This window comes from Paenibacillus sp. FSL R7-269 (genome assembly GCF_000517865.1).
Classification (GTDB): Bacteria; Bacillota; Bacilli; order Paenibacillales; family Paenibacillaceae; genus Paenibacillus_AQ.
Window position 1 is genome coordinate 74,526 of record NZ_ASPS01000007.1, and the last position, 19,963, is coordinate 94,488.

Annotated in this window: 16 protein-coding genes; 14 read left to right on the plus strand and 2 right to left on the minus strand. The window is 50.2% G+C overall.

All coding sequences use genetic code 11. The features are described from left to right. The first annotated feature begins 25 nt into the window (after window positions 1-25). The gene (locus C162_RS02760) at window positions 26-907 is read left to right on the plus strand and encodes a helix-turn-helix domain-containing protein (protein ID WP_036691037.1); all 882 of its coding nucleotides are present in this window, start codon (window positions 26-28) and stop codon (window positions 905-907) included. Between the two features lie 109 nt (window positions 908-1,016). Next, entirely contained in the window at window positions 1,017-2,297 is a 1,281-nt protein-coding gene (locus C162_RS02765) for a glycoside hydrolase family 27 protein (protein ID WP_036691040.1), read from the plus strand. A 105-nt stretch (window positions 2,298-2,402) separates the two neighbouring features. Here C162_RS02765 and C162_RS02770 read toward each other — a convergent pair whose 3' ends face one another. Beyond that, window positions 2,403-3,452, minus strand: a complete 1,050-nt coding sequence (locus C162_RS02770) for an NAD(P)-dependent alcohol dehydrogenase (RefSeq protein ID WP_036691043.1) — start codon at window positions 3,450-3,452, stop codon at window positions 2,403-2,405. Between the two features lie 118 nt (window positions 3,453-3,570). Between C162_RS02770 and C162_RS02775 the strand changes: the two genes are divergently transcribed. The 6 genes from C162_RS02775 to C162_RS02800 all read left to right on the plus strand — a co-directional run bounded on the left by C162_RS02775 (window position 3,571) and on the right by C162_RS02800 (window position 7,979). After that, window positions 3,571-3,960, plus strand: coding sequence for a MerR family transcriptional regulator (locus C162_RS02775; RefSeq protein ID WP_036691045.1), 390 nt, complete (start codon window positions 3,571-3,573; stop codon window positions 3,958-3,960). Between the two features lie 104 nt (window positions 3,961-4,064). Further along, window positions 4,065-4,271, plus strand: coding sequence for a hypothetical protein (locus C162_RS02780; RefSeq protein WP_036691048.1), 207 nt, complete (start codon window positions 4,065-4,067; stop codon window positions 4,269-4,271). 185 nt (window positions 4,272-4,456) lie between these two features. Then, a complete protein-coding gene (locus C162_RS02785; RefSeq protein ID WP_036691051.1) occupies window positions 4,457-5,152 on the plus strand; it encodes a response regulator transcription factor in 696 nt (231 codons plus the stop codon). Between the two features lies 1 nt (window position 5,153). After that, complete coding sequence (locus C162_RS02790) at window positions 5,154-6,197, plus strand: HAMP domain-containing sensor histidine kinase (RefSeq protein ID WP_036691052.1); 1,044 nt, start codon at window positions 5,154-5,156, stop codon at window positions 6,195-6,197. Between the two features lie 121 nt (window positions 6,198-6,318). After that, window positions 6,319-7,269 (plus strand): ABC transporter ATP-binding protein, encoded by a 951-nt coding sequence (locus tag C162_RS02795; RefSeq protein WP_036691054.1) that lies wholly within the window; start codon window positions 6,319-6,321, stop codon window positions 7,267-7,269. Continuing rightward, complete coding sequence (locus tag C162_RS02800; RefSeq protein WP_036691056.1) at window positions 7,269-7,979, plus strand: ABC transporter permease; 711 nt, start codon at window positions 7,269-7,271, stop codon at window positions 7,977-7,979. The genes C162_RS02795 and C162_RS02800 overlap by 1 nt, the downstream gene beginning before the upstream one ends. 11 nt (window positions 7,980-7,990) lie before the next feature. On the opposite strand, the gene C162_RS02805 is transcribed toward C162_RS02800, so the two are convergent. Then, entirely contained in the window at window positions 7,991-10,315 is a 2,325-nt protein-coding gene (locus C162_RS02805) for a helix-turn-helix domain-containing protein (protein ID WP_036691058.1), read from the minus strand. Between the two features lie 223 nt (window positions 10,316-10,538). On the opposite strand from C162_RS02805, the gene C162_RS02810 reads away from it, so the two are divergent. From C162_RS02810 to C162_RS02835, 6 genes are all read left to right on the plus strand, one after another. After that, the gene (locus C162_RS02810; RefSeq protein WP_036691061.1) at window positions 10,539-11,474 is read left to right on the plus strand and encodes an ABC transporter permease; all 936 of its coding nucleotides are present in this window, start codon (window positions 10,539-10,541) and stop codon (window positions 11,472-11,474) included. 21 nt (window positions 11,475-11,495) lie between these two features. Continuing rightward, window positions 11,496-12,368, plus strand: coding sequence for a carbohydrate ABC transporter permease (locus C162_RS02815; protein ID WP_051493172.1), 873 nt, complete (start codon window positions 11,496-11,498; stop codon window positions 12,366-12,368). A gap of 58 nt (window positions 12,369-12,426) precedes the next feature. Next, window positions 12,427-13,989, plus strand: coding sequence for an extracellular solute-binding protein (locus C162_RS02820; protein ID WP_051493173.1), 1,563 nt, complete (start codon window positions 12,427-12,429; stop codon window positions 13,987-13,989). Window positions 13,990-14,022: 33 nt separating this feature from the next. Further along, a complete protein-coding gene (locus C162_RS02825) occupies window positions 14,023-14,973 on the plus strand; it encodes an MTP-1 family protein (protein ID WP_036691062.1) in 951 nt (316 codons plus the stop codon). Between the two features lie 34 nt (window positions 14,974-15,007). Next, window positions 15,008-16,018: a glycoside hydrolase family 130 protein gene (locus tag C162_RS02830; RefSeq protein WP_036691064.1), complete on the plus strand. Its 1,011-nt coding sequence runs from the start codon at window positions 15,008-15,010 to the stop codon at window positions 16,016-16,018. 539 nt (window positions 16,019-16,557) lie between these two features. Then, window positions 16,558-19,683, plus strand: coding sequence for an amidase family protein (locus C162_RS02835; protein ID WP_084648789.1), 3,126 nt, complete (start codon window positions 16,558-16,560; stop codon window positions 19,681-19,683). Window positions 19,684-19,963 lie beyond the last annotated feature (280 nt).

Genomic DNA, 19,963 nt, shown 5'->3' on the forward strand with positions numbered 1-19,963 from the left:
ATATTTTGAAAAAAGGAGGATCTCCATGGACATCCCCAGAGGAACCTATGGCTTTCGCTTTGCCGAAGATAAGGAGCTGCAGCTGTGCGTATTGTTCGCCGCCGGTTATGATTCCGTCTCCGATCCCGCTTACCGCTGGGACGGTATGGAGCGCAGCGACGGCCCGCTGCTGCTGTTCCAGTACACCCTCTCCGGTGAGGGCGTGTTCGAGTCAGAGAACCGGACCTACCGGGTCCGGGCCGGACAGGCTCTGCTGGCGGAAATCCCGGGGCCGCACCGGTATTATTATCCGCCGGATGCGGCAGAGCCCTGGGAGTTCCTGTTCCTCCTGCTGCGTCCAAGCCTGATCCTGCCCCACTGGCGCAGATTCCTGCGCGAAGCGGGCGAGGTGCCCCGGCTGCCCGCAGATTGTGCCCCTGTCCGGCTGGCGCGGATGATGGTAATGGATGCCGGAGCGGGCAGAATCTCCGATCCGCTGATCGCCTCGTCCAGCGTCTACCAATTCATGACCGAATTGACCCGCATGCAGGCAGCTACGCTGCGCGACAGGGACAACTGGTCAGAGAATATCAAGCGCGCCGCTGCATTCATTGAGCAGCATTACTCGCAGATGATCAGCATCGACCAGCTGTCGGAGCATGTCTCCCTGTCCAAGTATCATCTCATCCGCCGCTTCTCGGCCAGCACCGGCCATACGCCCGGCGCTTATCTGACCCGGGTCCGCACGGAGAAGGCGATGGAGCTGCTCCGGGGGACGAGCTTAAGTATTGAAGCCATTGCCCAGCAGATCGGCTACTCCAGCGGAAGCTACTTTATCAAGGCGTTCCGCAGCCTGACCGGACTGACACCGGGCGATTTCCGCAGCGGGGGCGAGAGCCTGACTTACCGCCAGCTCTTTTTTGACTAAGCGCAATATAGTGCTATTCGGCTTATAAGATTACTATAGATATTGGATTTATCCTTGATTATGATGGACTTATGAAGAGCAATAATCCATCTGACAAGGAGATTATACAATGAATCATAAGCTTGCAGCACCTGTCCCCCCGCTGGGCTGGAACAGCTGGGATTGCTACGGCGCAGCCGTAACAGAAGCGGAAATCCGCGGCAATGCGGAATATATGGCCGAGCATCTTAAAGACTTCGGCTGGAGCTATATCACCGTTGACATCCAGTGGTATGAGCCTGGTGCCGTGTCCTCTCTGTATCGTCCCTTCGTCCCTCTAATCATGGATGAATACTCCCGGCTGATGCCTGCCGAGAACCGCTTCCCTTCGGCAGCGGGCGGACAGGGCTTCAAGCCGCTAGCAGACTATGTCCACAGCCTGGGACTGAAGTTCGGTATTCATATTATGCGCGGCATTCCGCGTCAGGCCGCCCATGCGGGAACCGCTATTCTGGGGACGGAGGCAACTGCCCGCGAGATCGCGCACACGAACTCCATCTGTCCGTGGAATACAGATATGTACGGTGTCGATGCATCTAAGGAAGGCGCTCAGGCCTACTACAATTCACTCTTTGAACTGTACGCCCAGTGGGGCGTCGATCTGGTCAAGGTGGATGACATCGCCGCCTCCAGACTGTACGATACCCATCAGCCGGAGATTGACCTGATCTCCCAGGCTATCGAGAACTGCGGCCGCCCGATGGTACTAAGTCTCTCACCCGGCCCTGCTCCGGTAGAATACGCACAACATTTCACCGGGCATGCCAACATGTGGCGCATCACGGATGACTTCTGGGACCGCTGGGAGCTGCTGCTGGACATGTTCAGCCGCTGCCGCAGCTGGCAGGGCGTCCCGCAGGCCGGCTCCTGGCCGGATTGTGATATGCTGCCGCTCGGCCACATCGGCGTCCGCTCCGTCGACGGCGGCGGGGATGACCGCTGGACCCGCTTCACCCGGGACGAGCAGCTGACGATGATGTCGCTGTGGAGTATTTTCCGTTCGCCGCTGATCTTCGGCGGCGAGCTGCGGGACAATGACGACTGGACCCTGTCCCTGCTCACCAACCGCGAGGTGCTGCGGATGCAGCGCGAGAGCCATGGCGCCAGGGAAGCCCTGTACCGCGATGAGCTGATCGTCTGGACCGCAGCTCATGACGACGGCACCCGGTATGCAGCCGTCTTCAACATTGGCAACAGTCCGCTGCCGGTCGACCTGAGCCTCGAAGAGATCGGCCTCGGCGGCGTGGCCGCAGGTACGGAGCTGTGGAGCCAGACGCCTGCTGAGCTTAGCGGCGGTGTGCTGCAAACTACCGTGCCTGCACACGGGGTACGGTTATACAGCTTCTCGTAGGAGAAGCTAGGCAGAATTACTAATAGCCTGCGGGAATGGAGTAGTTCCATTCCCGCAGGCTATTTTTCAAACAATATAGATTAAAGATCTTACTCCTCTAAAAACTTATGCCTTCCCCATCGTGCTGATATCAATTACAAAGCGGTAACGCACATCCGAGGCCAGCACACGCTCCCAGGCTTCGTCAATCTGGTCAGCCGAAATCACTTCAATCTCGGAAGCAATCTGATGTTCTGCGCAGAAATCAAGCATCTCCTGCGTCTCGCGGATTCCCCCAATCATCGAACCGGCAAAGGAGCGGCGGTGGCCGATCAGCGAGAAGGCGTTAACAGCTAAGGGATCAGCAGGCGCACCAACATTCACCAGGGTTCCGTCCAGCGCCAGGAGTGACAGGAAAGCATTGATATTCACCTGCGCACTGACCGTATTAATGATCAGATCGAAGGAACCGGCTAGCTGCTTGAATGTCTCCGCATCACTGGTCGCATAATAATGATCTGCGCCCAATTGCAGGCCGTCTTCCTTTTTCTTCAGGGATTGGGATAACACCGTAACCTCAGCCCCCATGGCATGAGCAATTTTGACTGCCATATGCCCCAGGCCGCCGAGACCCACTACAGCTACCTTTTTGCCGGGAGCAGCTCCCCAGTGGCGCAGTGGTGAATAAGTGGTGATTCCGGCACACAATAGAGGTGCAGCAGCGTCAAGTGGAAGGCTGTCGGGAATCCGCACCACGAAGTCTTCAGTGACAACGATATGTGTGGAATATCCGCCTTGTGTATAGTGTCCGTGGCGGTCAGTCGCTCCATATGTTCCTGTGTTCCCCTCCAGGCAATATTGCTCCTCACCTTGTTGGCAGCTGCTGCATTCGCCGCAGGAATCCACCATACAGCCTACCCCTACACGGTCGCCAACAGCATATTTCGTCACTCCAGAACCGATCTGGCTGACAATCCCGGCAATCTCATGCCCCGGAACCAGCGGATATTTCACCGGTCCCCATTCTCCGCGGGCGGTATGAATATCGGAATGGCAAATCCCGGCATATTTAATCTCGATCAGAACATCCTGCGGCAGTAACTCCCGGCGTTCGATCGTAGTCAGCTTGAACGGGCCTTCCTGGCTGAATGCAGCGCGTGCGTTAACTTGTATCATAATGAGACCTCTTTTCAATAGAATAGTAGACATCTTGCCTTAAGCTTTACAAAGCCTATGATATTCCTTAAAGTTAACTCTAAGTCAAGCCCGAAATATTCAGGACAGGAGATATAAGATGAAGACCTATTCCATAAGTGAAGCCGCAGCGCATTTCAACATGACCCCGCATACCCTTCGTTATTATGACAAAGAGGGCCTGCTCCCTTCTATAGAGAGAACTCCCAGCGGCAAACGCGTATTCAAGCCCTCCGACATGGAGGCCCTGCGGATCATTGAATGCCTGAAGGCCTCCGGGATGCCCATCAAAGAGATTAAGCATTTCATTGAATGGTGCTCCGAAGGAGATTCCACCCTGCAGCGCCGATACGACATGTTCCTGGAGCGAAAGGCTTCCGTAGAAGCGCAGATGGAGGAATTAAGAAAAACGATGGAAGTCATAGACCATAAATGCCACTATTATAAGACTGCCCTGGAAAAGAGTATGGAAGTGGTCCACCACTCCTAACCAGCCTTATGGTTCATCATCCTCCGCTGCGGTTATCGTTACATAGAACGGTTATTGCAGACACATCCTAAGACAGAACCTGCACATAGAAGGGAGACTTACAGATGAAGGATGATGATAAAGCTCCGCTCGACGGACGCACCGCAGGTGTCCACCCGATTCCGGAGGGCGAATCCAGTCCGGCAGACGGTCAATCGGAAACAGACAAGCTGGATGAGATCGTAGGCGCCGTGCTGGGGAATGACCCGGAAGTAGCAGCTCCCGGCCTTGCACCAGATTCGGAAGAGAAGAAGGAACGCAAGAATCCCTAAACTAACTACTAGGCAGTAAATAACCGGGCCGGACAAGAGTATCTCTTATCCGGCCCGGTTATTTGGCATGCTGCTCTTGCCGCTGCTGGTGGGTGTTGTTAGCAGGCATTTCTCCAAGAATTGCAACAACAAGGTCAAGCAATTATGATTAACCTCAGAATGGTTAGTGCCCGGGAGGTAGTCCAATGTCAAAAACGATATTAGTTGTAGACGATGATGAAGAAATCGTGAAACTCATCACCAAGACGCTAAGATATGAGCAATTCGCCGTCATCACGGCCAGTTCCGGGCGGGAAGCCCTATCAGCGGTGGATGATCACCCCATTGATTTCATTGTTCTGGATATAGTGATGCCTGATATGAATGGACTGGATGTCTGCAGAACGATCCGGTCCTCTTATAATGTTCCCATTCTGTTATTAAGTGCGCGGGATCAGGACATCGATAAAATTATCGGTCTGGAAATCGGCGCAGATGATTACATGACCAAGCCGTTCAGTATTCAGGAGCTGGCCTCCAGGATCAAGGCTCATTTCCGTAAAGTGGACAGGCTGCATAAAGAGTGGGGCGAGCTTATTCCCGCCAAAGACACGGCTGATGCTCCGCTCATTTTGAATGACAAAACGTATGAAGCCTTCCTGTACAGCCGGAAGCTCGACTTATCCGCGAAGGAATTTCAGATTCTGTCTATCCTGATGCGTCACCCTAACCAGGTACTCAGCCGTGAGCAGATCTATGAGAATGTCTGGGGAGACGAATACGGAGAGATCAATACTGTAACGGTTCATATCAAGAATATCCGCAAGAAACTGGGTCCTGAGCATAACTTCATCAAAACCATTTGGGGCATAGGCTATAAATACACGGAAAGAGAGCAATAGGATGAAACTGAAAATAAAGCTTCCCCTGCTATTCCTGCTGATGCTGCTGATTCTGATGTTCTCTATTGGTTTGTATTTGAAGTTTGTCTTTGCGGTATATTCCCCTATACGTACCACCTTACTGGATTCACCATATATAGTATTACTGCTACCCATCTTCGCCATCGCGGGCTGTATATTTTTCATTCTGATCATCTATATTCATTATTATATTGAGAAGCCTATCCGGCGTCTGAATGCCCGGCTGGGGGAAGTCAATGTGGTCCATCCCTTGCCTCCGCTGGCTTTGAAGCGTAAGGATGAGATCGGAGAGCTCTATAAGCATTTCAATAAAATGGAGCATCGGCTTCAGCTCGCCCACAGAGAACAGACCGATATGCTTGCCGCCATCGCCCACGATTTGAAGACACCCCTCACCTCAATTAACGGCTTCACTGAACTTCTGGCTACACATAGGGACTTACCCGAAGCTGAAAAGCAGGAATTTTATGAATTGATTCAGCGAAAGTCAGCCTTTATGGTTGAGCTCCTTAATGATTTCTCCAGCTTCACCAAAGAAAAACTGGAGCTCGAATCCATGACAGCTACACCTGTAAAAGCGACAAAATTGTTTGAAGAGATTGCTTTTGAATACGAATACGAGCTGGCGGGACTTGATATTGAACTGACATGCCGCCATTCCTTCACGGACAGCATTTGGCTGACGGTCAATGAACCGATGCTCCGCCGGGTGTTCGGCAACCTCTTCAGCAATGCCGTACGATATGGTGGAAAGAATGAGCTGAAGGTGTATATGACCGGATACCTGCGGGAGCATCATGCTTATTTTCAGATTGAGGATAATGGCATTGGCGTGCCGGATAAGGATATGTCTTCGCTGTTCCTCAAATTCTTCACGGTGGACCCGTCGCGGCAGATCCGGAAGGGCGGACTTGGCCTGGGGCTGGCCAGCTGTAAATCGATTATTGAGCATCACGGGGGCGAGATTGTGGCCTACTCCTCCGAATACGGCGGTCTCGGGATTAGATTCAGCCTGCCTTTATAGTTTTTTATATTTTCTTCAGATCAATTTATTTTTCTTTTAATAAAGCTTCATGTTTGGATGTGACAATACGTTGTAGAAGGATGCAACAATCACTGGAACCAAGCAGGAGGTTTGAGGAAGAATGAGTATTTTATCCAAGAAAAGAATCGGCAGCACGCCCGCTATACAAATTGACGGAGTGCACAAAAGCTTTGGCGATTATACCATATTAAACAATCTTTCGCTGGAGGTCAGCCGGGGAGAGATCTACGGATTCCTGGGACTTAACGGCGCCGGGAAGACAACGACGATCAAGATGCTCCTGGCGATGATTAAGCCTACTTCCGGCAAGCTCTATATGTTAGGTGAGAAGGTCGATGCTGGAAACTCTAAATTATGGAGTAACGTCGGATATTTGGAGGAGGCTACCTTTTATCCGGATCTGACGGTAACGGAGAATCTGGATATCGCACGGCGTATGCAAGGCTTGCCGGACCCGGATGCCGTACATCAGGTGATCTATAAGCTGGGGCTGGAACCGCACAAAAATAAAAAAGCAAAGCATCTCTCACTGGGGAACAAGCAGCGCCTGGGACTTGCCAAAGCGATGATTCACAACCCGGAAATTCTAATCCTGGACGAGCCGATCAACGGCCTTGATCCCGCAGGCGTGGCGGAGATACGGAATATGTTATACAATCTGGCGCACAATTTCGGCATCACTGTTTTTATATCCAGCCATCTGTTAGAGGAGCTCTCGAAGGTGTCCACACGGATTGGCATTATCCACGGCGGCCAGCTGGTGCAAGAAGTCGCAATGGATAAGCTGGAGCAGTCCTTAGAGAAAAGCCTGGTCGTGAACGGCCGGAACAAACCTGCCTTAAAGAAGGTGCTGGAAGAGCATGGCTATGACTTTGTGGATACCCCGGACGGCTCTATTAAACTAACCAATGAACATGCGGCAGATCATCCTGAACGGCTGGCCGAACTGCTTGTTACCTGCAATCAGCCGCCAACGTCACTCCGGGTAGTTACAGAGGATCTGGAAGGCTATTTTCTCCGCACCATCGGGGTTAACAGGGGGATTAAATAATGAATATTCTATCGGTGTTACATTGTGAGCTACGCAAGATTATCCGCTCGAATGTGTTCTGGATTATGTTTCTGGTTCTAGGCTTCGGGCCCATCATGATGGGCGTCGGAAATGTATTATCCAGTGACGGTGTCAACTGGGAAGCGTATTTAAACGGATTGCTGGAGACACTTGCCCCGCTGGGACTGATCGGATACACCTTTGTAGCCGCATGGGTATTCGGACGGGAATTTTCGGACCGGACCATCAAAGATTTACTGGCCAAGCCCATTTCCAGAGCGAAAATTGTATTGTCCAAATTCCTGGTCATTTTAGCATGGTGTCTGTTACTTTCCATCTATATGTTTGCCGTAGGTCTTGCCGTAGGGGCCATCCTCGGCGTTGCAGGCGGGTCCGCCGCTTTCATTTGGAGCTTGTTCATTAAATTCCTGATCACCTCACTGCTGTACATCTTTGTGACCGCGCCAAGCATTCTTTTGGCTAATGTGACCAAGGGCTACCTGGCCCCCCTTGGGCTTATCCTGATCATCGTCATTCTGTCCAATGTATTGGCCTCCTTCGGATTCGCGCCTTATTTCCCATGGACCATCCCCTCGGTATTTCAAAGCACCGGTTCGCTGCAGCTAAGTAGTATCATCATACTTGCCTATACCGGGATTATCGGAATCGCCGGAACCTTTGCCTGGTGGAGATATGCGGAGCAGCCTTAAGCGGGAAATGATCACTCCTCATCACCTGCGGCGCCTTTCATCGCCTCCTGCTCACGGAAGGCCGAAGGGGTCAGCCCGTACTTTTTCTTGAACAGGGTGGAGAAGTAAGTGATGTTGTAGATCCCGACCGCTTCACTGATCTTGGCCGCCGTGTCAGGTGTAGCAGCAAGTAACTCCCTGGCTTTGTCCAGCCGGGTGTTGTTCAGGTATTCACTGAAGGATTGCCCGGTTGCTCCTTTGAACAGCTTGCCCAAATAGCTGGGTGACAGTCCGGCGATTTTGGACACCAGATCGAGGGAAATATTAGGCTCGGCATAATGTTCATGGACATAATTCTGTACTTTTTCAATGAGACTATTATGCTTCTTAGCATTCATCCAGTGATTTTTGTCTTCAATTAACTTGCAGATCGTGGAGCAATAGCGGCCAAACAGGTTGCGGATCTCCGCCAAATCCTCAGCACCTTCAATCTCGGTTACCGCCTGCAGGTAATCATTGAAGTTAGAATCCGGCACATGCTGTAAATAATCGAAACGTTTCAGCAAAGACAACATGAGCTGAGTGCTAAAGGTAATGATCTGATGAACCGAACCGCCGGATATGGTATCGATAAATTCTTGGGTGGCGCTAATAATAGGCTCCGGCTTGCCCTGCTGCACGGCATCAATCAGCTTCTTCTCGCAGGCGCCGGGATAGCTTAAGGCCGTCAACACATGGTGCCTTGTCGCCGCTGCATCCAGAATCGCTTCCTTTCCATAGATTAAGCGGTATTTCACATACTGCTGCGCGGAAGTATACGAGGACGGAATATTTCCCTTGCCAAAGGCTATATCTCCTATACCAATAGATACTGTCACCTTGAAGTAACGGTTCAGGAAGCTTTGAACATCACGCAAGGCAGGCTTCAGCTCCTCCGGGAGCTGATTTTTCGTGTATTGAAGGATGGCGGCCGCTTCGTTTCCTCCCATAATGAGAACATCACAGGGGCCGTTATGCTCCAGCAGCTCTTTGGCGATATTCCCAAGCGCGAAGCGTAGCAAGGCCTGCTGTTTCCCTTCCATCCTCTCTCCTGCAGGCTCAAGCTCATTAATCTTGAACACCAGCACGCCAAAGAACGGCCCCGCAACCTCCTCGCCGATCTCCTTAATAATTTCGCTTGAGACCGAATTCTCCAGAGAATGACCACGCAGCAAGGCATGAAGATAATGCTCACGAACCGTCCGGGAAGAATGGTTGATGACGAACTGCATCGATTTCTCACGTTCATGATAGGATTGGAACACCTCGTTCATCATCTTGTACTCATCAATCAGTGCCAAGCCGGATGCCGGTTTGACCGGATTTGGCATCACTTTTTCCAGTAGTGCCGTTAAGGGTCTGTTCATGTTCGAGGTCAACAGGATAGAGAGCAACAGGCCTGCAAGTACAATACCGGCTGTGACCAGCAGCGTAATGCTCCGTAGCCTGTCAATGTCAGAGATGAGCTCGGAGTACGGTGAAACGCTTACAAAATACCAGTCCAGTTCCTCTGATTTTACATAAGTGACCAAATTCTTTTGGTTTGCGATCGTCGTGGTGAAGCTGTTCTCCGGTTGGTTCTCAATTAATATCGTCCGCACATACTCCTCCCCGGATAGATCATCCAGGAACAGATTGGAATCGGTGTGAGACAGCACTTTACCTTCATTATTAATCACGAAGACATTATTAGCGGCGTCCGCTTTGCCGATCTTGCGGATGGTCGCCAGAATCGACTGCTCCTCCACATTGATATAGATCAGCGGACTACCTGTGGTCTGGTATGCGAAATTCGGGTACAGCAAGAAGGTCAGGAACTGTAAGGGTCTGCCGCTATTACGGCTTGCAACCTTCAGGCTGCGCGGATTGAATTCCATGTACTGCTTCGCGCTGAGCGCAGTGAGCGATGCGTCGAACGGAAGCCCGGCTGTATCGATTGTTGTTCCTGTAGAAGGCCGGTGGATTCCGATACTATGGATATAAGGGTTCAAATTGGCAATTTGTTCGATCTGCTGAAAAATATGATAATTGCTTACCTTGTCCTCCACCGTCTCATCCAGAAAGGTAAGGATCTCCGGTTGAATCAGCAGTGTATTTCCGATCGTCATGACCTGGTTATAGACGACATCGGAGGCGTAAGTAATCTGGGATAACATCGCCCGGGAATTGCGTTCGATCTCCTTGATGGTGCTTCTGGAGAACAAGGAGAAGAGTACACTGGAGAGCAGGCTTACAGTTAGCAGAACGAGAAGGAAATATGAGATTGTGAGTTTTTGAAAGGCCTTGTATCGAACAAGCCGCTTGATGGTTGTCCGCATGCTGAATTCCTCCCCTTGCTGCCCGTTATCATTTCTAAATATAGACCATTTACGGCCGAAAAGGTACTGAATCAGGGGAAAATGAAAGCCATTCCGTTTTTTTGAAAGCCTTGTCAGCTAATTCGAAAGCGTTTGCCGGGTTTCGAAATAGACACTTGCTGCGGCTATGGCTAAGCTGAAATCATGGCAACAGTCATTTATAACAAATAGGGGGGAACAGGAATTGAAGAAAAAACGGCGGCCAGGATTGAGCATACTGTCTGACATCCGCAGGAATGGCACATCCTATTTGTTAGTTTTGCCGGCCATGGCATACACATTTATTTTCGGGTATATGACCTATCCTTATCTGGTCATTGCTTTCCAGCGCTTCAATTATACAAAGGGAATCTTCCATAGCGAATGGGTGGGGTTCAAAAACTTTGAGTTTTTCTTCCGTTCCAATAAAGCGCTTACAGTTACCTTTAATACCATTTACCTTAATTTACTGTTTATTATTTTTGGTACCCTGATGGCGCTGGCTATTTCATTGGTGCTGAACGAGCTGCGCAAGAAGCTATTTGTGAAGATCAGCCAGTCGCTGATGTTATTCCCGAATTTCATCTCATGGATCGTCATCAGCTATGTTCTGTATGCGCTTTTCTCCATGGATATGGGCGTGATTAATAGAATCCTGAACCAATTCGGAATGGACTCCGTGAACTGGTATACCGATGCCCAGTCCTGGCCGGCGATTCTGACCATCATGCATGTGTGGAAAGGCGCCGGTATGAGCGCTATCATCTACTTGGCAACCATTACCGGCATTGACGAGACGTTGTATGAAGCCGCAGAGATTGACGGGGCGAACCGCCTGCAAATGTGTTTTAGGATAACACTTCCGCTAATGATGCCAACGGTTATTATCCTGACCATGCTCTCAGTCGGCAAAATTATGTATGGCGATTTCGGGATGATCTATGCACTCATCGGGGACAACGGCACACTGTATTCGACCACGGATATTATTGATACGTATGTATTCCGTTCCTTGCGCCAGATCGGCGACCCTTCCGAAGCCATGGCCGTAGGACTGTTCCAGTCCGTTATCGGATTCATCCTTGTCTTTGGTACCAATGCCATTACCCGCAAGTACTTTAAAGACGGCGCATTATATTAAATCCGGGAAGGAGGAGTTTTAATGAAAAAGTTCTCAATCAGCAAGACGGTCATGTACACACTGACTGCGGTCTATTCGGCGCTGTGCCTGCTTCCGATGCTGCTTGTGCTGATGATCTCGATCACGGATGAGGATGCCATTCTTAAGAACGGCTATAGCCTGTTTCCGGAGAAATTCTCTCTGTATGCCTATAAGCTGATCTTCACGAGCGGCTCCCAGGTCATTCAGAGCTATGGCATTTCGATCTTTGTCACTCTCGTCGGTACCACGCTGGCCCTGCTGATTACTTCTATGGCAGGCTACACCCTGGCGAACAAAAATGTGAGGCACCGCAATCTGCTGGCCCTGTACTTTTTTATCACCATGATTTTCTCCGCCGGCATTGTGCCCTGGTATCTGATGAACCGGGCGCTCGGCTTAACCGATAATATTCTCGCTCTGATTATTCCGTCCCTGCTGTTCAGCCCGTTCAACCTCTTCCTGGTGCGCAATTTCATGAACGGCATTCCTGACTCGCTGCGGGAATCCGCCACCATAGACGGGGCCAGTGATATTGTCATTGCTTTCAAGATCTATCTTCCGTTATGTAAACCGGTACTGGCGACCATCGCCCTCTTCTATGGACTGGATTATTGGAACAATTGGTGGAATGCGATCATGCTGATCGACTCGAAAGACTTGTACCCGCTGCAATTCATGCTGCTGCAGATGCAATCGGAGATCAGTATGCTGAACGATATGGCCATGCTGGCCGGAACAAGCGACGTTACGCTTCCTTCGGAGTCGGTCAAGATGGCGACAGCCATCGTAACCATCGGGCCGATCATCTTCCTCTATCCTTACTTACAGAAGTACTTCGTGAAAGGGCTCGTGATCGGTTCAGTGAAAGGCTGATGTCATCCCTTAGGGGTTAACATATAGAAGACAACATAAGAGGAGGTCCGTATTATTCATGAGAAAATCCTATGCAACCCTGTTAGCTGTGGTGCTTGCCCTGTCCACCCTGGTCGGGTGCGGCAAGGCGGATAATGCCAGCCCTGGCGCAAATGGAGAAAGCAATGCTTCATCCCCGAATGCAGAGAATGCTAATAACTCTGAGGTCGTCAAGATCAAATACGTAGTTCCCGGCACCGAGCCGAAAGACTACCAGAAGGTGTTCGAGAAGGTCAATGAGAAGCTGGCTGCAGACGGTGTCGGCGTTGCCGTGGAGAAAATCTTCATCCCCTGGGATGCCTGGGACCAGAAGCTGAACCTGATGCTGTCCACCGGCGAAGAGTTCGATCTGTTTCATGTCATGCAGGACCGCACTCCTTTTTCCAACTATTATACCCGGGGTGCACTGGCCGATATCTCAGAGGAGATTGAGAAGTACGGAGCCAACCTGAAAAAGAATATTCCGGAGGACATCTTCAATGGAGCCACCATCGGCGGGAAATATTATATCGTCCCCTCCTACTGGGTTGAAATGGCCAGTGAAGGCCAGTTCAATATCCGCCGCGACATTCTCCGCGAGAACAATTTGCAGGAGCCTACAACTCCGGCTGAGCTGATCAGCGCCTGGGAGACGGTGATGAAGAACTGGAAGGGGAAGAACAAGCCTTACTTAGGCACCCGGGCCGATTTTGACCCGATTAATCTGCATACCTCCATCCTGCACCGGACCTATGACACCTTCCCGTTCACCGTTAAGGATAAGTTCATCTATGTCAACCAGAACGGAGAAGTCAAATCCTGGATTGAAACCGACGAATTCAAGAAGGATGCCGCCTTCATGCACGAGCTGTACACCAAGGGAATTACGAATCCTGATATCCTGGTTATGAAGCAGGAGCAAGTAGAGGCCCAGCTCGACAGCGGAGAGTGGTTCGTGCGCCTGGGAACCGGCGGAAGCTTGAACGGACTCCAGAAGTACAACCCGGATGCTACGGTGGACGATATCGGCGTAGTATGGTTTAACCCGGATAAAGAATATCTTCGCCCCCTCTCCTTCAAGAACGGAAATGCCGTACCGGCGAACAGTAAACATCCGGAGGCCGCCGTTAAATTTATGGATTGGATGCTGGCCAGCCAAGATAACTACGACCTGGTTCAATATGGCATCGAGGGTGAGCACTACACCAAAGATGGCGACAAAGGCTTAAAGCCGATCAGAGACCCGAACAACAACAATAATCCGCGGTACAGAGGCTCTGATTCCCAGAACGGCAATGTGAACTTTATGCGCTTTGACCCGGAGAGCAGTATTCCTGAGAATAATAAGGTCTTATTCGAGCCTAATCCGAGTGCGGTCAACAGTATTGCAGCCAACTTTATTTTTGACCCGACGAATGTAAGAACTGAATATACCAATATTCTCTCGGAAGCTTCAGCCAGCATCACTCCGATCTATATGGGTGTGCTGGACTACGACAAGGCCTTCCCGGAAGCGCTGGATAAAATGAAGAAGGCAGGTCTGGACAAGGTCGTTGCCGAATATCAGAAGCAGTTCAAGGAATATCAAGCTTCTCTTCAATAAAAAGTGCTGCTAGAATAAAGGAGTGAAAAAATTTTGAACCTGCATCAGAAAAAACAAGAGTTTGAAGCAACAAAAACTATTTATGAAAGCGCAACCCTGGAATTTAAAAATGTGGATGGATTTGATGTTTATAATATCTCGATTCCTTTTGAACGTGATGGAAAACATTACTTGTTCGGCCGGGTAGAACGCCGGGAAGAATGGGCCCGCTCATGGGTCCGTCTGTTCGAGGAAACAGGCCAGGATGAGTGGACCCTGGTGGAGAACAGCATGATCTATACGCTGGAGGACCCTTATATCAGCGAAATAGGTGATGAGCTAGTACTGGGCGGAACGCATGTGCAATATGAAAGCGGCAAATACAGCACGTATTTCGGTTATTTTTACCGGGGGACGGATCTCCACAATTTGTATTACTTTACTACCGGTCCTAACAAAATGAAGGATATCCGCCTTGTTGCTCTGGCGGACGACAGAATTGGCGTCTTCTCACGTCCGCGGGGCAACGAGGTGAAGGGCCAATATGGCAGCGAATCCATGATCGGCTTCACGGTGATTGATAAGCTGGAGGATTTGACTGCTGACGTTATTGAGAATGCCCCGTACATCCATGGTATCTTCGGAACAGGTGAATGGGGAGGCGTCAATCAGGCTTACCTGTTGAGCAGCGGCAACATCGGAATCATCGGCCATATTTGTTATTCGCATAAGGAGGAGAACGGGCAGGAAATCAAGGTCTATCTGAACATGGCCTTCATCTTCGATCCCGTGACCCGGGAATCTCATAACCTGCATCTGATTGGAAGCCGCTCCTGCTACCCGCCCGGACCTGCCAAGGCACCGTATTTGACGGACTGCGTCTTCTCTTCAGGGATCGTGATGCGTGAGGATGGCAAGGCTGATCTGTACAGCGGGATTGGCGACTGCCAGGCTGGACGTATTACGATTGACTATCCGTTCGCACCTTACGGAAGCATTGTCTAGCACACAGTTCAACATCCAAGGAGGATCATCAACGATGAATGATAACCATACACCCATCATAGGAGCTTTGGCATCAAGTCCGCTCATCCGCCGTCATCCGGCCAACCCTGTGCTGGATGCAGCGCGGGTCCCTTACCCCACCGCACTAGTATTCAACGCGGGAGTGGTTAAGTTTGGCGGCCGGTATGTGATGGTATTCCGCAATGACTATGGCTCCCTTGAGAAGCAGACCCTTGAGCCGTCTCATACAACGGATCTCGGTATCGCATTCAGTGAAGACGGAATCCACTGGACGGCCGGGCCGAAGCCGGTGTTCAAGCTGCATGACGAAGAGTTCGTGCGCGCTTACGATCCGCGTCTGACGGTAATCGGCGGCCGCTGCTACATGTGCTTCGCTGTAGATACGCGGCATGGTATCCGGGGTGGAATCGCAGTCACGGATGACTTCGAATCCTTTGAGATCTTGAGCTTGTCTACGCCGGACCTGCGGAATATGGTGCTGTTCCCGGAGAAGATCAACGGCAACTATGTGCGGTTGGAACGCCCGTTCACCGTATACAGCCGCGGAGGCTTGGACCGGTTCGACACCTGGATCGCGGAGTCGCCGGATCTGGTCTATTGGGGGCGTTCGGATCTGTTGCTTGCAGTGGAGCAGGTCCCGTTCGCCAATGACAAGATCGGTCCGGCAGCACCGCCCGTTAAGACTGACAAGGGCTGGCTCACCACCTTCCATGCGGTGGATCTTGATCCCGCCAGAGGCAAGAACGGCTGGGAGCCGTCCTGGAAGAAGCGGTATACAGCAGGCATTATGCTGCTTGATCTCCATAATCCAAAGAAAATCCTTGGGATGAGCGCCTCGCCGCTGCTCGCCCCTGAAGCCCCCTACGAAGTAGACGGAGGCTTCCGCAATGATGTCATCTTTCCCGGCGGCATGATCCTGGAGGACGATGGCGAAGTCAAAATCTATTACGGCGCCGCCGACACCGTAGAATGCCTGGCCACCGCACATGTCGATGATCTGATCAGGCTGTGTTTGGGACAGTGAGACTGGCATCCTAACTAACAGAAACGGGTATCATCCTTGAATGAGGATGATACCCGTTTTTTTCAAACTATGCTTCAACCGCTTGCGGTAACGTTCTTTCATACTCCTTATATAACACATAACGCTGGACACCTCTCGAAGCCTCTACTGCTTCCCTGGCATACTTGACCGCGAGCTCGCTATTGCCGGTTTTGCGTTCAATTTCCGCGAGAATAGCAAGAAATAAACAGCAATGCTCCAGCGAAGTCGTTTCATCATAAATCTCCTTTGAGTGTCATCCTATACAAGTGAAATTCCATTTAAAATATTGTAGCACATTCCATAATCTATCAGCAGAATATATACATAACCTAAAATGTTAAATAACATAACACTAATTTATCATATTTATTATCATTTATAATATATACAGCAACTTCCCTTTGTTAAAATCTCTAAAAATAGTTCAATTTCATATTATTCATTGACTGAATTAATATACAATGTTATATTTCATAACACAATTAATAATATACATAGAGGAAAGGGAGATTGCCAACATGAGTAAGTTAAAACGTCTGCGTAGAACCAAGAGGCAAGTTATAGCTACTTCCATTGCATTATCTGTTATTGCTTCAGGAGTCATTCCGTTTCAAACCGCCGATGCTTTAACCCGAGTTACTTCATCCAGTGGTACAGTATGGGAGATTCACGATGCTTTCGCTCCCAGCTTGGACACAGGAAGCTTGCGAACCGTTGGTACTACCCAAGTGCAAGGGTTCGGCAACATTTTTGTGAAAGTATCCTCGCCTGCAGCTTCCCTGATGAATGGACAAATGATGCGCGGGTTTGACCTCAAGTACGATGGTGTTAATAGATTCACTTCCTCTCAATCTGTCAATCTGGGAAATGTCACCGTTACCCGTGATGTGTATGTGGACACTATCAATAATCGAACTAGATTCTTTGATACTTTTACCAATAAGAATGATATGGCTGTAAAAGTAGATGTATCCTTCGGCGGCTCCTTAGGGTATGGCACAGCGGCCAATGCTTCAGTGGTCAAGGCAACCTACTCCAATGATCTGGAGGTAACGACAGACGATTCATGGATTGTGGTCGATAGCAGTGCCAGAAACAATAAACCTCTAGGTGTTGCAGTCGGGTCTCCACATCCATTTAATAATGGATTAACGGCTCTTGGGAATCAGCAGCAGAATCCATTCACCACACCTCTGGCCAAGTCCGGTAATGAGGCGAATTTCTATGGCTTCATTAATACCTTGAATCTTGAACCGGGCCAGTCGAAATCCCTGGTGAATTATGTACAGGTTGGAGAAGCTGGGGAAGCTGGGCTGAACAATCTGGTTGCCACACTTAACGGACTCAATCAGCAGCTGGATGTGTCCGGCTTAACCCCTGCACAGATCCGCTCCATCAGTAACTGGGATATCTCAGGTATAGAGGGACTTAATACTGGAGATAACCTGTTCATTCCAGAGACTCCTGCAGCGCAAAGCTTCGTTACTTCCTCCCCCTATGATGTTGTGAATAAATCCATTGCACAGATGCAGCAGGATATGATTAGCGGTACAACGACTTCTGTCCAAATTACGCAAGCGTATCTGGATCGGATCAAGGCGTACGATATGGGCCAACTCGGCTTCCATGCCTTCCTGCATGTATCCGAAACTGCGCTGGCTCAGGCCAAAGCGGCTGACGATGCCCGTGCACAAGGCGCTAAGGGTGATCTGCTGGGAATTCCGATTGCGATCAAAGACATCTATGACACCAAGGATATGCCGACAACAGGCGGCAGTAAAGCACTTGAAGGCTGGCGGCCAGAATCAGATGCCTTCCAGGTGAATAAGCTGCGGGAAGCCGGCGCTGTCATTATTGGTAAAGTGAATACTTCGGAGTTCGCGAACAGCGGAAGCTTCAGTGAAAGCGGCTGGATGCAGACCTGGAATGCGCTCTATCCGTCCAAAACCTCTTTTGGCTCCAGCGGTGGATCAGCCGTATCGGTTGCCGCTGATTTTGCAGCGGCCGCCATGGGATCGCAGACAGGGGTATCTCTCTACGCCCCTACGACAGGCGCCAGCTTAAAAAGCTTCCGCGGAACGGACGGCATGGCGAGTACAACCGGTGTGCTGCCGCTGACTTGGGGACAGGACTATGCGGGGCCTATTGCCAAAACCGTAACGGACCTGGCTATTATGCTGAACGCAACAACGGGTACGGACCCGCAGGATATTTTCACCGTAACTGCCGATGCAGATCATAAACGTCCGGAGAACTGGAAGGAATCGCTGGATGCCGGGGCCTTGAGAGGAAAGAAAATCGGATTCATCCCCGAATCCTTTGTCTCCAGTTATGCAGATGATGATACCGGACTAGCCGTAAAGAATAAGTTCTCAGAACTGCAAGCTGCGGGAGCGGAAATGGTTGAAATGTCAAAAATGCCAGCAGCCCCTACCCGTCCATCGGGCATTAACGGATCAACGGAAGGCTGGGCGCGCTACATTGAGCTTCACAAAGCCTTCCCTTACGCGGACGGAGCAAGTGTGCTTGCCTCAGATAAAGTGCTTATCTATAATCAGAGATCGTATACCGCGCCTACGCGGATGACGGAACAGGCTGTACAGGATTACATCAAGTATAGAACGGACTACAAGGAAGTGATCAAAGGCTGGATGGACGAGAATGGCGTGGATGCTATTGTGTATGCAGGTTTCATCAGTGACGTATATAACAATGACGCATCAGCCTCTCAGCTAAGTTCGGACCGCAACACGGGCGTATTAACATCTAATGTGGGTCTCCCTACGGTAGTGGTGTCTGTGGGAACGAACGACAGCGGCTATTCGATCTCGATGCAGCTTGTGGGCAGAGCGTGGGACGATGCCAAAGTTCTAGGTATGGGTTATGCGCTTGAGCAGCAAAGTCAGGCCAGACTGCTTACCGCTTTTGCACCAGCACTCCCATATGTCTCAAACCCTACTGATCCAGACCCAGTAGATAATGAACCAAGCAATCCAAGTCCTGGAGGAGGTACCGTAACTCCACCGGCAACACCAACACCTAAGCCAGCACCTACTGCTACACCGGCTCCTACAGCTACACCAGCACCAGCAGAAACAACAGCACCAACACCTAAGCCGGAAGTGGTCAGCTTCACAGATACACTGAAGCATTGGGCAAAGGCAAGCATTGACCTGCTGATTTCCAAAGGATTACTGACAGGTTATGCCGATGGCACCTTCCGTCCGGATTCAGGTCTGACCCGCGCCGAGGCCATTAAGGTCATTACAACGCACATGGGGCTTGAAGGACAAGCAAGTACGTTCACCGATGTATCTGGGGCACATTGGGCCAATAAGTATATCGGCGCAGCAACCAGTGCCGGCCTGATGAACGGATACAGCGACGGTACCTTCCGCCCCAATGCCAAGATTAGCCGCAGTGAATTAGCAACACTAATCACCAGAGCTCTCAAGCTGACAGGTACCGGCAACACAACATTCAAAGATGTTAACAAAGAGGCCTGGTATTATAATTCCATTGATGCACTGGCATCGAATAAAATTATTACCGGCTACGAAGACAGTACGTTTAAGCCTGCAAAGGATATTACCCGGGCAGAGTTCGCTACTATGGTGGCGAGGTTGTTGGAGATCGGGAAGTAAGGGGAGTTAAAAGTGTAAAGGAAAGGCCATCCTGAAAGGGATGGCCTTTAACCTTACTGTAACAAATTCTTGATTTGTACTACTGCTTGTGGTTAAAGTTTCATTTAGTGAATGCAAAAATAATGAGAATTATAAACATAACAAAAAAAATTGTGAATATTATCAAGCTAATTTTTACATGATTATAAATCCTCATCAATTCCGGTTTTCTTTTTATCAACTTTAAGGAGGATAGGGATAGTAATGGGATACTCAGTAGTGCTATAAAAGCTGGTATTAT

What these genes read in the sequence shown, in the direction of transcription:
- C162_RS02760 (WP_036691037.1), top strand. Translation starts at nt 26, where the DNA reads ATGGACATCCCCAGAGGAACCTATGGCTTTCGCTTTGCCGAAGATAAG.
- C162_RS02765 (WP_036691040.1), top strand. Translation starts at nt 1,017, where the DNA reads ATGAATCATAAGCTTGCAGCACCTGTCCCCCCGCTGGGCTGGAACAGC.
- C162_RS02770 (WP_036691043.1), bottom strand. Translation starts at nt 3,452, where the DNA reads ATGATACAAGTTAACGCACGCGCTGCATTCAGCCAGGAAGGCCCGTTC.
- C162_RS02775 (WP_036691045.1), top strand. Translation starts at nt 3,571, where the DNA reads ATGAAGACCTATTCCATAAGTGAAGCCGCAGCGCATTTCAACATGACC.
- C162_RS02780 (WP_036691048.1), top strand. Translation starts at nt 4,065, where the DNA reads ATGAAGGATGATGATAAAGCTCCGCTCGACGGACGCACCGCAGGTGTC.
- C162_RS02785 (WP_036691051.1), top strand. Translation starts at nt 4,457, where the DNA reads ATGTCAAAAACGATATTAGTTGTAGACGATGATGAAGAAATCGTGAAA.
- C162_RS02790 (WP_036691052.1), top strand. Translation starts at nt 5,154, where the DNA reads ATGAAACTGAAAATAAAGCTTCCCCTGCTATTCCTGCTGATGCTGCTG.
- C162_RS02795 (WP_036691054.1), top strand. Translation starts at nt 6,319, where the DNA reads ATGAGTATTTTATCCAAGAAAAGAATCGGCAGCACGCCCGCTATACAA.
- C162_RS02800 (WP_036691056.1), top strand. Translation starts at nt 7,269, where the DNA reads ATGAATATTCTATCGGTGTTACATTGTGAGCTACGCAAGATTATCCGC.
- C162_RS02805 (WP_036691058.1), bottom strand. Translation starts at nt 10,315, where the DNA reads ATGCGGACAACCATCAAGCGGCTTGTTCGATACAAGGCCTTTCAAAAA.
- C162_RS02815 (WP_051493172.1), top strand. Translation starts at nt 11,496, where the DNA reads ATGAAAAAGTTCTCAATCAGCAAGACGGTCATGTACACACTGACTGCG.
- C162_RS02820 (WP_051493173.1), top strand. Translation starts at nt 12,427, where the DNA reads ATGAGAAAATCCTATGCAACCCTGTTAGCTGTGGTGCTTGCCCTGTCC.
- C162_RS02830 (WP_036691064.1), top strand. Translation starts at nt 15,008, where the DNA reads ATGAATGATAACCATACACCCATCATAGGAGCTTTGGCATCAAGTCCG.
- C162_RS02835 (WP_084648789.1), top strand. Translation starts at nt 16,558, where the DNA reads ATGAGTAAGTTAAAACGTCTGCGTAGAACCAAGAGGCAAGTTATAGCT.